General features: G+C 54.8%; 13 protein-coding genes. 6 read left to right on the top strand and 7 right to left on the bottom strand.

Going from position 1 to position 13,174, the window contains the following annotated elements; all coding sequences use genetic code 11:
* Positions 1 to 124 precede the first annotated feature (124 nt).
* The 4 genes from E1H13_RS13330 to E1H13_RS13315 are packed head-to-tail and all read right to left on the bottom strand — an operon-like array spanning position 125 to position 2,764.
* Entirely contained in the window at positions 125 to 781 is a 657-nt protein-coding gene (locus tag E1H13_RS13330; RefSeq protein WP_169613910.1) for a DUF3365 domain-containing protein, read from the bottom strand.
* 55 nt (positions 782 to 836) lie between these two features.
* Entirely contained in the window at positions 837 to 1,637 is an 801-nt protein-coding gene (locus E1H13_RS13325; protein WP_169613909.1) for a hypothetical protein, read from the bottom strand.
* Entirely contained in the window at positions 1,634 to 2,281 is a 648-nt protein-coding gene (locus E1H13_RS13320; RefSeq protein ID WP_169613908.1) for a cytochrome c3 family protein, read from the bottom strand. The genes E1H13_RS13325 and E1H13_RS13320 overlap by 4 nt, the downstream gene beginning before the upstream one ends.
* Before the next feature lie 3 nt (positions 2,282 to 2,284).
* Entirely contained in the window at positions 2,285 to 2,764 is a 480-nt protein-coding gene (locus tag E1H13_RS13315; protein WP_169613907.1) for a globin family protein, read from the bottom strand.
* 587 nt (positions 2,765 to 3,351) lie between these two features.
* Between E1H13_RS13315 and E1H13_RS13310 the strand changes: the two genes are divergently transcribed.
* The 3 genes from E1H13_RS13310 to E1H13_RS13300 all read left to right on the top strand — a co-directional run bounded on the left by E1H13_RS13310 (position 3,352) and on the right by E1H13_RS13300 (position 7,549).
* Positions 3,352 to 5,133, top strand: coding sequence for a cytochrome c biogenesis protein ResB (locus tag E1H13_RS13310; RefSeq protein WP_169613906.1), 1,782 nt, complete (start codon positions 3,352 to 3,354; stop codon positions 5,131 to 5,133).
* Between the two features lie 95 nt (positions 5,134 to 5,228).
* Positions 5,229 to 6,914 (top strand): cytochrome c biogenesis protein CcsA, encoded by a 1,686-nt coding sequence (gene ccsA, locus E1H13_RS13305; RefSeq protein ID WP_169613905.1) that lies wholly within the window; start codon positions 5,229 to 5,231, stop codon positions 6,912 to 6,914.
* Positions 6,915 to 7,096: 182 nt separating this feature from the next.
* Positions 7,097 to 7,549 carry a Rieske (2Fe-2S) protein gene (locus E1H13_RS13300; protein ID WP_169613904.1) on the top strand — a complete coding sequence of 151 codons (453 nt, stop codon included), beginning with the start codon at positions 7,097 to 7,099 and terminating at the stop codon, positions 7,547 to 7,549.
* A 152-nt stretch (positions 7,550 to 7,701) separates the two neighbouring features.
* Here E1H13_RS13300 and E1H13_RS27975 read toward each other — a convergent pair whose 3' ends face one another.
* Positions 7,702 to 8,955, bottom strand: coding sequence for a dCTP deaminase (locus E1H13_RS27975; protein WP_169613903.1), 1,254 nt, complete (start codon positions 8,953 to 8,955; stop codon positions 7,702 to 7,704).
* 155 nt (positions 8,956 to 9,110) lie between these two features.
* A complete protein-coding gene (locus E1H13_RS13290) occupies positions 9,111 to 9,668 on the bottom strand; it encodes a P-loop NTPase family protein (RefSeq protein WP_169613902.1) in 558 nt (185 codons plus the stop codon).
* Positions 9,669 to 9,873: 205 nt separating this feature from the next.
* On the opposite strand from E1H13_RS13290, the gene rph reads away from it, so the two are divergent.
* Positions 9,874 to 10,623: a ribonuclease PH gene (gene rph / locus E1H13_RS13285; protein WP_169613901.1), complete on the top strand. Its 750-nt coding sequence runs from the start codon at positions 9,874 to 9,876 to the stop codon at positions 10,621 to 10,623.
* Here the strand turns inward: rph and E1H13_RS13280 are convergent.
* The gene (locus E1H13_RS13280; protein WP_240966614.1) at positions 10,604 to 11,032 is read right to left on the bottom strand and encodes a heavy metal-responsive transcriptional regulator; all 429 of its coding nucleotides are present in this window, start codon (positions 11,030 to 11,032) and stop codon (positions 10,604 to 10,606) included. The two genes, rph and E1H13_RS13280, sit on opposite strands and share 20 nt — an antisense overlap.
* Positions 11,033 to 11,214: 182 nt before the next feature.
* On the opposite strand from E1H13_RS13280, the gene E1H13_RS13275 reads away from it, so the two are divergent.
* Together E1H13_RS13275 and E1H13_RS13270 are read left to right on the top strand one after the other, a co-directional pair.
* Positions 11,215 to 12,660: a multicopper oxidase family protein gene (locus E1H13_RS13275; RefSeq protein ID WP_169613900.1), complete on the top strand. Its 1,446-nt coding sequence runs from the start codon at positions 11,215 to 11,217 to the stop codon at positions 12,658 to 12,660.
* 203 nt (positions 12,661 to 12,863) lie between these two features.
* Positions 12,864 to 13,106 carry a phycobilisome rod-core linker polypeptide gene (locus tag E1H13_RS13270; protein WP_169613899.1) on the top strand — a complete coding sequence of 81 codons (243 nt, stop codon included), beginning with the start codon at positions 12,864 to 12,866 and terminating at the stop codon, positions 13,104 to 13,106.
* The last annotated feature ends 68 nt before the right edge of the window (positions 13,107 to 13,174 follow it).

Raw genomic sequence — 13,174 nt, 5'->3', positions numbered from 1 at the left:
TGCGGCATAAGTCGGCCAACCATTCCTGACACCTAACACCTGACACCCTCAGCAACGGTGGTCATATTTTTGCCAGTCAGTACTAGCAGGGGCACAGGCAGCTGCGCCCCAGATCATCGGGGATCTAGGCCCCGGTCATGGGGATATTAATCACCACTCCCCCCATTACTTCACCCATTTCAAACTGCTTGTCGGGGTAACGTTCCAGGTGCACCGGGTGCTGGTTATGGCAGCTAACGCAGGCTTCTGCCACGGCCACATCAGGGTAGACAGCCGAGAAAAACTGCTGGTTACCCACCTCCTGGTAGTCCTTGTAGGGCTCTCCGGTTTCAATCACCTCCGCCATGGCCGTTTCCTCAAAGCCACTCTTGGGGGCCTGGCTGTCGTTGATATACCAGGGAGAAATTAAGTTGTAGGTGAAATAGCCAGCCTCATTGGCAATTTCAGAGCCCAGGCGAAACATTTGCGCCGGTAACGGAATCCCATCGGTTTGCTGCCAGCCTTCCGTTGCTTCTACTGGAACGACACCATCTTCTTTGGTTTGCCCTTCCAGTACCTGGGCCCGGTTAACCACATGGCGGGTATAAGCGGTGCGGTCTGCTTCTAAGACAGTGTGAATATAGTCGGTAACCAATTCAGGGGAAATTCCACCCCCAGCTTGGGCGGTGGTGCCGCCGCCACCGCCACAGGCTGCCGCCACTACGGCTACGGCTAAGACTATCGAAATAAAGGCCAAGGTGCGGGTGCGAAGGGCTCCCATCCATCGTTCTACAGTTGTCATTGGTATCTCTCCTTATAAATTGTGTACGTTCAAGACCTGATTTGACGGACCTGAACTAGCTGCCCTGGCCAGTGCGACGCTGCTCTAGGGCTCGCATCATTTCCAGGGTCTGTAGCTTTTGGGTGGGGGGATGATCAAAATTAGCCTCCACCAGGTCATCGTCAAAAATGCTGTTGTAGCTAAACTCAACCCCATGGCAGTTCATGCACACCTCTGCCACCATGCGATCGCGGGGCAGTAGGGTATAGGTATTGTTGTGATTGACTAGGGTAGTGGCGCTATCTCCCTGTCCTACCTGGTGCCTGGGTAAATGGCAGGTGGCACAGCTCACGGCCTCAGGGCCAGGGCGAGGCGAACTGCTAGCGGCAGCAAACAGTTCGCTATGGCTAGAGTTACCGTAGTTGAGGGAGTGGGTGTCGCTGTGGCAGCCTAGGCACGAATCCACCGCCGCCTGCACCGTATTAACGGAATGGGCGTCATGGCAAGTGTTGCAAGTCATTTGCAGTCCTTGGGCCTCGGCCTGCATGGGCAGCCGCCCTAAAGCTGGCGTCAGGGGAGACTGCCCCTCCCGTAAACGAATGCCGTGCTTACCCAGATGAAACGTCTCCACCGCCTGCTGATGGCAGGATTGACAGCTTTCCTCCTTAGGACTGAGCACAAAAGCCTGGGTTTCAGAGGCCTGGTGACAGCTAGAGCAATTGATGTCATTCAAGGCATGGGCACTACCCTGCCAAAGCTGAGTAGCGTCCTGCACAACGGCCTGATCGACCCCATTAGCCCAGGCCGGAAGAGCCCAGGACAACCCTGAAAGCAAGCAAAAGAGCAAAGAGAGTAGACCGGCCATGAAACCTGTCATTGTCTCCCCTCCAAAAACTCTTGGGTCAAGTCGGGGGCTGGGGCCACGGCACGCTGAAGCACCACAGTACGCTCCGGCAGTTGCTGCACCGGCAGCATCGGCGGTTCCCCCATATTGCGGCGCAAAAAGCCAGTGGAAATTGAGCGCTGGTCATGGTAGTTATGGCACCCCCCTGTCCAGCAGCCATCCGGGGCAAACCCGTTATGGCTGGCCAGATCTCCCTCAATCAGGCCCTGGTGGCAGTTCATACACAAATCGGGTTGCAGGTGAACGCCGCGGCCAAACATGTGGACATGTTCGCTGTGGCAAGTGGTACAGGTCATTACATCGAGATTGGCCAACTCTGCAGCCCAACGAGGATCTCTGAATTTGGAGGGACCGTGGGCATCTTCGGCTAATTCAGCCTGGTGGCAGCTCATGCAGGCGTCATTGTTGACCGGCTGAAAAGCCTGGTGACAAGAACTGCAAGAGGTCTCAAACAGGTGGTGGCCAACGGAAGTTTCCCCCGGCAGAAAAATCTGCCTCTGGTTTAATGCAAAGGCCGCTCCAAACCAGGCCACTAGCACCAGACAAAACACCACCATGGCGACACGGAAGCTAATCAGGTTTTTCCAGCTGAACCAGCGGGAGCTGTTCGGCACCATGGGTTATCCCTCTGGGGTACTCTCCAACTCCACATCAGTTGGGGAATAATCGGCACCTTCTAACATGACCTCGGTAATGACGCCATAGGCATCGACCCAGGCCTGCTTTACTTCTGGAGTCCAGCCGCCGCCTAAGTATTGTTCAAAGGTCTTGAGCAGACTGTTACCCACCAGGGGATAGTGCGCGGGTAAGGCCCCATATTCCACATGGCGGGCGCCTAGACCTTTCAGCGCCTCGCTCAGGGCTTCGGGCTGTTTAAGGTTTTCGACTACAAATACTAGCGAAGCCAGCAGTTTTTTACTTTGGGCGGTGATATCTGTACTCGCGAATAGGGGTTTAGCCGCTGGATAGTCGGTGAACAGGTTGTCGTAAAAGCTGCTGGCAAACTCATTGGCCTGGGGTTTAACCTGGGAAAAGCTTTCCTCTAGCAGCGTCACCTGCAATGTCGGAGGCTGCGGGGAACTCTCAACATGGGTAGTCATAGGATCTACCAATCTCCTAAGTAAAGTACGAAGCTAGGTGCCAAAAACTTAGATTGCAAGATTTCAGAGTATCAACGTCAGAAAAACGCCACAATCCACTATCAAACTAAGCAGGGAAACCTGTCCAAGTTTGGCAGACAGAAAGAAGACACTTGTCGTTTCTCTAGACTGGAGGCTGTTATTTTTCCAAGGAAACTCTCAAGAAAACTCTAAGCCAGCCCAGCAAATCATTGAATATTAGATTTGCCTGGGAAAAGCAAATATTGCAACGCAACTATAGCGCCACACAGGTATTCGCGATCGCGGCTACCTAGAAAATCAACTTGCTACTGAGACTATGGGGTAAATCCCAGTTTTTTTGTAAATAAGGCTACAGAGAGGCGATTAAATATCCGTAAATCGCATGAATTCCATGGCTATTATGCATAGTCAAGCCCATTGCCTCGATGATGTGAATAGCGCATTAAGGTGGTGCAAGCTTTGCATTTTTCCAGTTTTTTTTGATTATTTTGCAGCTATTTATACAAAAGAAAATGGGTAAAGCCGGAAAGGTGTGGATTAACTTCGACAACTGTTTGTGAATAATTATGGTCGTTCAGTTAATCCGTTTTTTAGGGTCAGTGCGCCTGGCTGTGCCGTTATTAATCGCGATCGCTGCTATTTTAATCGGGGCGACTTTTTATGAATCTAGTGTAGGGTCGAGGACTGTACAACAACTGGTTTATAAGAGTCCCTGGTTCGGCGCATTGATGTTTTTGCTGGCGGTAAATCTAGGGCTATCTACCCTCAGCCGCTATCCTTGGCGGGGGACCAGAAAAATCGGCTTTGCCCTGACCCACTGGGGATTAATTGTGATTATTGCCGGTTCAGCAGCGGTGATTCATCTCAGCACCGAAGGGATGTTATTGGTACGCACCGACAGCGGTCCCAGTAATCAAATTCGGGTAGAGGGCGATCTATTAGAAGTGGTTGCTCCGGGCCAAAGCCCTCAGCAGACCGATGTCTGGGTTCGCCCCGATGGTTCGGTTACCCCGGCTCAGTTGGCTGGCCTACAGTTGTTGGGTTATAGCGACCAGGCGATCAAGACCGTTCGCTTCGAGGAAGCGGACGGGGTAGACAATCCAGCGGTGAAATTGCGGCTAACCAGCGATCGCATGGACCAAACCCTAGAGCGATGGCTAGCCCTGGCCCCTGCCATGTATCGCCAGGTTGATATTGGCCCGGCCCAGCTTGAAATTGTCCAGGCCCAGAGCCTAGAAGAACTTGATCAGCTGCTCAGCCCACCGGCCCCGACACCGGCCTGGGGCACATTGCAGATTGATGGCAACGATCCCATCGATGTGCAGCAGCAGATGGGAAAAACCCTGGCCTTGGCCAACAACCTTGAACTCACCCTTACCCAATTCTGGCCAGACTTCCGCCTGGACGCCAATAACCAGCCGATCTCCGCCTCTAATCAGGTACGCAATCCGGCGGTGCAGATCAACCTCACCCAGGGAGATGTACAGGAACGTTGGTTTGTGTTTGGCCGAGATGACTTTGAGCCCGTGCGCTCTGGCGATACCCTTTCCCTATCAGTGACCTATGCCCCCCCTAGCTCTACCGCCGCTGACTATTTTCGGGTGGTGGTCTCTCCCTCCCATAAACTCTTTTATGCCGCCCGCTCGTCCCAGGGGTTCACTCAGGGTCCGCTACAGCCTGGTATCGCCGTTGCCCCTGGCTGGGCCGACTTCGAAATTTCTCTAGTTGAGACTCTGGAGCAGGCCCAGGTGCAGCGGCAGGTGGTGCCTGTTACCCCAGTCAACGGTGCAGTGACCGCAGGCCAGGGAAATCCAGCCTTGCATGTGGCTACCCCCGACGGCCAAGACCAGTGGCTGCCCTGGGGGGAACCCACCGCCCTAAGGACAAAGGACGGTCCCTACCTGGCGGCGTTTAGCCCCAAACTTCTACAGCTGCCCTTTTGGGTAAAGCTCGATGACTTCATCGTCGAACGCAACGAGGGCAGCGAATCGGTAGCCATGTGGACTAGTCAAATCACCCTAATCGACCCCCAGGCAGAAAAGGCCATCCAGCGCTCTGTCTGGATGAATCATCCCACTTGGTTCAAAGGCTGGAAACTGGCCCAAGCCTCCTGGAATCCTGGAGACCTGAAGCAGTCTACCCTGCAGCTCAAACGAGAACCCTGGTGGGTCACCGCGCTCACCTGGATCGGCTCTTTGCTGGTGGTTAGCGGCATCGCTGTCATGTTCTATGGTCCCGCCGTAACTAAACGGTTCCGCCACCCCAAGGTCTCCACCCCTCAGCCCGAATCTGTAGTATCCAGCCAAGCCCCTACTCCAGACCTGGCCCCAGCTGCTGTCACCAAATAACGGCCTCGTTACCCGCCAGGGCAGACACACCAGTCTGCCCCTACCCGATTCCCCACTCCATCACTCCCCCATCTCCCCCATCTCCCCCACCAACCATGAACCTAACCAAATTTCTGATCGGACTCTGCCTCGGCTGCCTGGTGTTGATCATACCCCTGAGCCAGTTTCAACCCGATGGTTTAGACCCTCTGCGCACTTTAGCCGTGCAGCTAGATGGTCGCAAGAAACCCCTGGACACGGTGGCCAAGGAAACCGTGGCCCAAATTCACGGTGCTACCACCTATCAGCCCCCAGAGGGAGAGACCCAGGACTACCTCAGTACCTACCTACAACTGTGGTTTAACACCCGCAACTGGAACGAGGAGCCGTTTATTCTAGTCAGCTATCGGCCCCTGAAGGAGGCGGTGGGTCTGGACTTAGACCGCAAGCAGTTTACCTTTCAGGAACTGATGGGGAACGGTGCCTTGGGGGCACTGGTGCAGCAGGCCCACCAGCAGCAGATCAACGACGATGATCTCAGCCGCAATCAGCGGGAGGCTCTGACCGTAGAAGACCGGGTGAATCTGCTGTATCAAACCGTGGGAGATCAGCAACTGCCGATCGTACCCCACCCCACAGATAGCAAGGGTACCTGGGTAGGGCTGGCAACGGCTCAGCAATACTATGATCCAGACGCCGTGGCACCGCTGCTGGCTCAGTTTGCCATGATGCAGCAAAGCCTACTCAGCCATGGGAATCACCTGCCGCTGGTGGGGCAGCTGGCGATCGACCTCAAGGCTGGACTGCAACAGCTGAGCCCGACGATCTATCCCAATCAAGCAAAGCTGGCCGAGGAAGTGCACTTTAACCACTTTCATCCCTTTGGCAAGGCTTGGCAGCTCTATGCGTTGGCGTTGGGGGCGATGCTGCTAAGCCTGCGCTGGCCAGTCTACTGGAGTGCCCTAGGCCTGTTTACCGCTGGTATTGCGGTGCAAAGTTACGGCTTTTTCCTGCGCATGCAGATTGCCGGACGGCCGCCGGTAACCAACATGTACGAGTCAGTCGTGTGGGTGGGCTTTGGCATTGCTGCGATCGCGTTGATGTTTGAGCTCATCTCTCGCCGTCGTTACTACCTGCTGGTGGCGGCCCCCCTGGCCGTGGTGTGTCTGGTGTTGGCCGATAGCCTGCCCGCCGTGCTCGATCCCAGCATTTCACCCCTGGTACCGGTACTGCGGGATAATTTTTGGCTGAGTATCCATGTGCCTACCATCGCCCTTAGCTACGCCAGCTTTGCCTTAGCCCTGGGCCTAGGCCACCTTACCCTGGGCAACTACCTGTTTACCCCCCAGGCCAAAGGACGAATTAAAACCCTCTCCCAGCTGAACTATCAGGTGTTGCAAGTGGGGGTGCTGCTGCTGACCGCTGGCATCATCCTGGGGGGGATTTGGGCGCACTTCTCCTGGGGCCGATTCTGGGGCTGGGATCCGAAGGAAACCTGGGCTCTGATTGCCCTGCTGTGCTACCTGGCCCCCCTGCACGGCCGCCTGGTGGGCTGGATTGGTGACTTCGGCCTCACCGTTGCCAGCGTTGTTTCGTTCAATGGGGTGTTGATGGCCTGGTACGGGGTCAATTTTGTCCTGGGCACCGGGCTACACAGCTACGGCTTTGGCACTGGCGGTTCTGAACTGGCGATCGCCAGTGTCGTTGGCCTAGATCTACTGTTTGTACTGGTCACTGCCGCCCGCCACAAGGGCTGGCTGCGCTGGCCCCAGACCGTAACCCAATATTCTCCAGAAAATTAGGTTACTTACTTCCTCTGGGCGGACACCTCGATCTGTTCCTTCCCTATCTAACTCAAAACTCCCCATCTCCCAATTCCTCGGGATAGGGCGGATACCCAGATCCGCCCCTACGCCGTCCCTCCTACCCTGCGGGAAGGCGCTCCGCGTTTACCACCCATCGCCCCTCTACCCATCCACTCTCTATGAACCGCCGCCACTTCAACCTGCTTAGCCTCGGGCTTCTGGCCAGTACTCTACCGATCGCGATCGCCGCCTGCCAAACCGATGACTCCACCACCACTGCTGCACAGGATATTGCCCCTAACGGTTCCTCCCGAGATGATGGCTTTGCCGCCCTGGGCACAGTTGATCAGCTAGATGCCACTGGGTCCCTCTCTAGCAATTCCTTCCAGGGCCAAACTGTAGCAGTTATTCGTAGTCCCGATAACCCAGACACCCTCATTACCGTTGATGCCCTATGTCCCCACCAAGGTTGCACCGTAGCTTGGGAGGATGATCAGGGATTATTTGCTTGTCCTTGCCATGGATCTCAGTTTGATGCTGATGGTGATGTCACCGCTGGGCCAGCCAGCCAGGCTCTAGGTCAGTTTGAAGCTAAAATCGAGGAAAATGTGGTTTTAGTCAGGGTGTCGTAGACTTTCCACGATTCACATAAGACAGGATAGTACTCAGACGTCTTTAATCCCTATAACGCCGGTACAGATCCCAGGGTTCTTAGACTGGTTAGCCCGGAATTTTGGAATATCCCAGAGCAGAACCCTGGGATCTTGCATACTGTACCGATGCTTTATACCTTAGCCAGGGTGACCTGCTCCCCCTGGTCCTGGTATTTGCCCTGGCGAGTGTCATAGCTGACTTGGCAGGGTTCCCCTTCAAAGAAAATCAACTGGACAACACCCTCGTTGGCATAAATGCGGCAGTCGGCACTGGAGGAGTTAGAGAACTCCAACGTCAAATGCCCTCGCCAACCCGCTTCGGCAGGGGTCAGGTTGGCAATAATGCCGCAGTTATGAACGAAAACCCCAGCTTCTAAGGCAAAGTTTCCAGCTTCAGGCACAGTGAGGCAGTACACATCATGGGTTCCGGCTACATCACGTACGGCCGCTACTTTATGGTTTCTATACCCTGCGGTGCTCTTGGCGTCTTGGCCTCGGAACGCCCGGATCTCTTCTGGAAATCGCCTAAACACAGATCGATCACAATTCAGATACCGAGCGGCACCTCGAATGGACCCAGTTCTATTGGGTTGAGCGGCATAGATACCGTGGCGTAGATTCCATTCATCACTCAGACGATGGGTTGGGTAGAGATGGCCGTTGAGCGGTTGATACACCATTTCATAGCCCCTAGCTAGGTGGCGATAAAGCGGCATCAGAGAGTCCTGGGGTCTTAGCTGATGTGCCTCAACCATACGCCCATCACGGGTTAAAAACTGGTGATCAGGGGTGCAAAAAATGGACTCATCGTTATCCAGCACAATCTCGATGAGTGAATCATGCCCGATATAGCGGGGTTGCTCCAGCAAAGTAACCATCAGCCGCCCATGGGGACCAATACTGTAGCCCCAAAATAGTTCTCCCTGCCGGGATCGCTCGGCCATGTCTGCCAAGGTTGGAGCTGTACCATCTACCAAAGCCACCCGGGTATCTCCCCGAAAACAGCGGGCATAGGTAGACTTGCCAATGCAAATCACACTGATGTTGTTGGGTACTGCAATTTTTTCCAGGGCCACCCCGAGACCATAGGAGTGGGCCGGCAAAATAAAGTAGCTGCCGCTATCATCGGTTTTCAGGGCCGTGGGTTCCAGGTTGTCGGGGCTAAAGCGCTTGGGATCGACCACGGTGCCAGGAATGTGGCGAAAGATACGAAACTCTGCCGGGGATAGACGAATGTCATACCCGTAGGATGAAAGCCCATAGCTAATCACGGCTTGGGCCGGGCCACTGTCTCCTTGCTCCACATGTCTAACTAGGGATGGTTGGAAGGGATGAATCATCCCAGCGGTGGCCATTTTATGAATCCAGGCGTCGTTTTTAATCATAGTTAGTGGGGTAAGGCGGTGTAACGAGGCAGAGGGCAGAGGGCGGAAGGCAAAAGGCAAAAGGCAAAAGGCAGAGGACAGCTAACTATTCCTGACACCTGACACCTGATACCTGACACCCTCAGCAGCGGTAGTCAGATTGCTGCCAGGTAGCCCTAGGGTAAAAACTGACGGCGAAATTCAGTCACTTGGTCAGCGATGCCGAGGATGGCTTCGGGCATTTCTGGGCCAGTTAAAATCACATCCACCTGGGGGGGACGCTGCTGGACTAAGTCAATCACCTCTTGGGTGGGAATTAGTTGGTAATTGACCGCCAGGCTCAACTCATCCAGCACCACCAAGCCGTAGCGTCCTTTACTAACCAACTGTTGGGTGTGCCGCCACAGGTCTTGTACAGCCTGCTGCTCGGTCGCGGTTACGTCTGGACCATGGATACAGCTGGGCATGGCGCAGCGTACCCAGTCGAGGTTTTGACCTAGCTGCATAGGGTGATCAGGCCCCTGATGCATGCCTCCTTTGAGGAATTGCACCACCAGCACGGCCTTACCCTGGTCGGCAATGCGTAGGGCCTGCACCATCACATTGGTGAAAAAGCTACGGTGTACAGCGGTAAACACCTGTACCGTTCCCTCAACGGTTTGTAATAGGGGGTGGCGGGCGATCGCCCCCTGGGGAGCATTGGAGAAACCAGTAACTTTAAGTTGAGAGACCATCAGACCACTGACTAGGGGCAATATTGGGAAAGGCTGGGCTAAATATAGCGTACTTTTTACCCTGTGAATCGCTAAGTAACCCTAGATGTATTTTAAGTTCAAATGTATTGCTAGCGATATTTTTGTTCCTTGCCGCCGCTAATTGACCCGATCCGCGCAACCCAGCCTGCTGTATTCTAGGGACGGCATCGTTAAGGGAGCCTTTATGGTTTGGCAGCGCCCAGATGGTCGACGTCCTGATCAACTCCGACCTGTCAAGTTTGAACGACACTTTACCAAGTATGCCGCCGGGTCAGTGCTGACCCACTGTGGCAACACCAAAGTGCTATGCACCGTTTCGGTAACAGACGGGGTGCCCCGATTTCTGGAAGGATCGGGCCAGGGCTGGCTAACCGCAGAATACCGAATGCTGCCGGGGGCTACGCCGCAGCGCCATTCCCGAGAACTGTTGAAGTTGTCTGGTCGGACCCAGGAGATTCAACGGCTCATTGGTCGCAGCTTGCGCTCTACCCTCGACTTTGCCCGACTGGGGGAGCGCACCCTGACGGTGGATGCGGATGTGCTACAAGCGGATGCAGGCACCCGCACGGCCTCGATTACCGGGGGCTTTGTCGCCCTCCAGGATGCCATCCAGAGCCTGCTCGATCGCGGTGATTTAGCCCAATCTCCTTTAGTCCATCAGGTGGCGGCAGTGTCAATCGGCCTGGTAGACCAGCAGGCGTTGCTGGACTTGAAATACGAAGAAGATGTGGCGGCCGCAGTGGACTTTAACCTGGTGCTGAACGAAAATCTGGCCATTGTAGAAATGCAAGGCACTGCCGAAGAGGGCAGCTTTAGCCGTCAGCAGTTGAACCAAATGCTGGACCTGGGAGAAACAGGGATTCAGCAACTGCTAACGGCCCAACAAGCCGCGATCGCCAACGAGAAAACATCGCTTACCCCTGATGCTCAATGATGGGGCATATGGTAGCCCCTGGCTGGGTCGTGACATCGGCGTCGGTGAGTAGTTGTTGAAGATGGGCCTTCAGCAAGCTCAATTGCTGAATTCGCTGCTCAATGTCTTGAATTTTGCTGTGCAGAGTTTGCTTCACCTCGTCACAGGGTTTTTGCCCTTCGTCATAAATCTGCAAAATGTGGTGAATCTCTTGCAGACTCAGCCCCAGCGCCTTAGCTTGCTTGATAAAGTTTAGCCGCTGCAAGCAACTGGGCGAAAATTGGCGAAACCCTCCTTCGCTACGGCTCTCAGCGCTTAGTAGTCCCAGTTCTTCGTAATACCGAATGGTTTTAATCGGCACTTGGCTCTGGCGGCTAAGGTCACCAATGCGCATTAGCGCTGGCGGATTTAGAACAGTAGTGGTTGCCATCGGTTTACTCCCTAAGCTCGTGCCTTTACCATAGCTCAAATCTCCAGCTCCATGGAGAGATGGATTGATTGGGCCAGCCTATCGCTGGATCGCCAACCGCGATCGCTTTACCTTTCAAAATAACCTGTTTAAAAATCACCCCTTAAAATAAGAGGGTAGTCTTCACCACACATTAGGGGCGGATGGACCGGCGACAATTTTTAGCCTTCTCTACGGCGATCGCTGGGATCGCCCTACTACCCCGTTGTGCCACAAGCCAGCTATCTGCCCCCAAATCAACCCTGTACCGCAGCCAAGCTGGGTTGCTAGAGGTAGATTTGACCGCCCAGCTGACCTCTGTACCTTTGGCTGGTCGTACGGCCCAGCTAATGACCTATAACCAGCAGGTGCCTGGCCCTAGGTTAGAGGTCAACCCTGGCGATCGCGTCCAAATTCGCTTTACCAACCAGCTTGAACAGCCCACTAACCTCCATTTTCACGGCCTCCACGTTGATCCCACCGGGCTAGCCGACAACCCGTTTCGAGCGGTTAACCCTAACGAAACCGTTGACTACGTTTTTGATATTCCTGCCGACCATCCAGCTGGCCTATTTTGGTATCACCCCCACTACCATGGGCTCGTGGCCCAGCAACTCTTTAGCGGATTGGCCGGAGAGTTCATCGTGCGCGGGGCAGATGATCGACTGCCCGCCCTGCAGTCAGCCCAGGAGACCGTACTGGTGCTGCAAGATTTTGATCTCAACCGCCAGGGCCAGGTCCGAGAGCCCATGCCCATGGCCCGCATGTGGGGGCGAGAAGGGGACCTGATCACCGCCAATGGCCAGGCCAACCCCGCTCTCTCCCTGGCCCTGGGCGGGCTGCTGCGGTTGCGGCTATTGAACGCCTCTCCTTCTCGGATCTACCGGCTGCGACTCCAGAACCATCCCTGGTGGCTGATAGCTACCGATGGTGGCACACTCCAGGCCCCCACCGCCCAAGATGAGGTGCTGCTGTCCCCTGGGGAGCGGGTGGATATGCTGATTCCCGGTGATCAGCCCCCAGGAACTTACCCCCTCGTCACCCTGCCCTACGATCGCGGCTTGGCTGACATGATGGCAGGGATGGCAAACCGCCATGGTGGCCACATGGGTAGCTTGGGGCAAACCGAGCCCTTGCCCATCGCCCAGATCAACTATGGGGCGCCCAGGGTAGCAGGGGATTGGCCAGAAACACTGGGAACAGTAGATCCCTTACCGGAACCCACCACCACCCGAGAATTTGTTCTAGACCACGGTCTTGACCCCGAAACCGGCGACCAATTTTTAATCAATGGCCGTGCCTTCGACCATCACCGGGTCGATGTACAGGTCAACGTCGGCACCGTAGAAGACTGGGTGATCATCAACCGGGCGGGGATGGATCATTCCTTCCATTTGCACACCAACCCGTTTCAAGTGGTGGCCCGCAACGGCCAACCGGAACCGCTCAAAGCCTGGAAAGACGTGGTGAATGTGCCTGCCTACGAAACCGCCACCATTCGGATTGCCTTTCGCCAATTTGTGGGCAAAACGGTTTACCACTGTCACATGCTAGACCACGAAGATCAAGGCATGATGGGCATTGTCGAGATGTTAGATATTAAGAAATGAATCAATCGGGGAGCCTGCGATCGCCCCTGGGCAATCTACAACTATCACGGTAGCGGGGCTATACAGCCTTTCCGCAGTCGCGTTTAGCCAGCCCTAGGTAAGGTGGCTATCTCCAGTTTCCCTGTGCCGATTGTTCACCGAGTCGTCGGCTTGGGTCGGGGTAACGTTTGTTGGCTTTGCCTGTAGTAGCAGGACGATTTACCATGACATCTGCTGATGAATTTGCAATTCAAGAGATTACGGTCAGTTACCAATCTGCCCGAGAAGAACGGCAATGCGCCCTGTATCAAATCTATGCCCAAGTTCTAGAGCGGCAACCCTACGCCTTTGAGCGCAAGCAACTGGCCCAAGATGAAGCCGACTTTTTGAAAAAAAAGATTGGGGTCAAACGATTTCTTAGAAATTTGGGGCATTCCGAGGTTTATCTCAACGAATTTGGGGTGTGATTTAAGCCGGGAAACCCTCTAAGTGAAAGGGACTGAGGGTTTGTGCTTTTAGTGACTGACGGGCAAGG

The organism is Nodosilinea sp. P-1105 (assembly GCF_012911975.1).
Classification (GTDB): Bacteria; Cyanobacteriota; Cyanobacteriia; order Phormidesmidales; family Phormidesmidaceae; genus Nodosilinea.
Note: the sequence above shows the minus strand (reverse complement) of the source record. Positions and strands in the feature narration are given on the sequence as shown.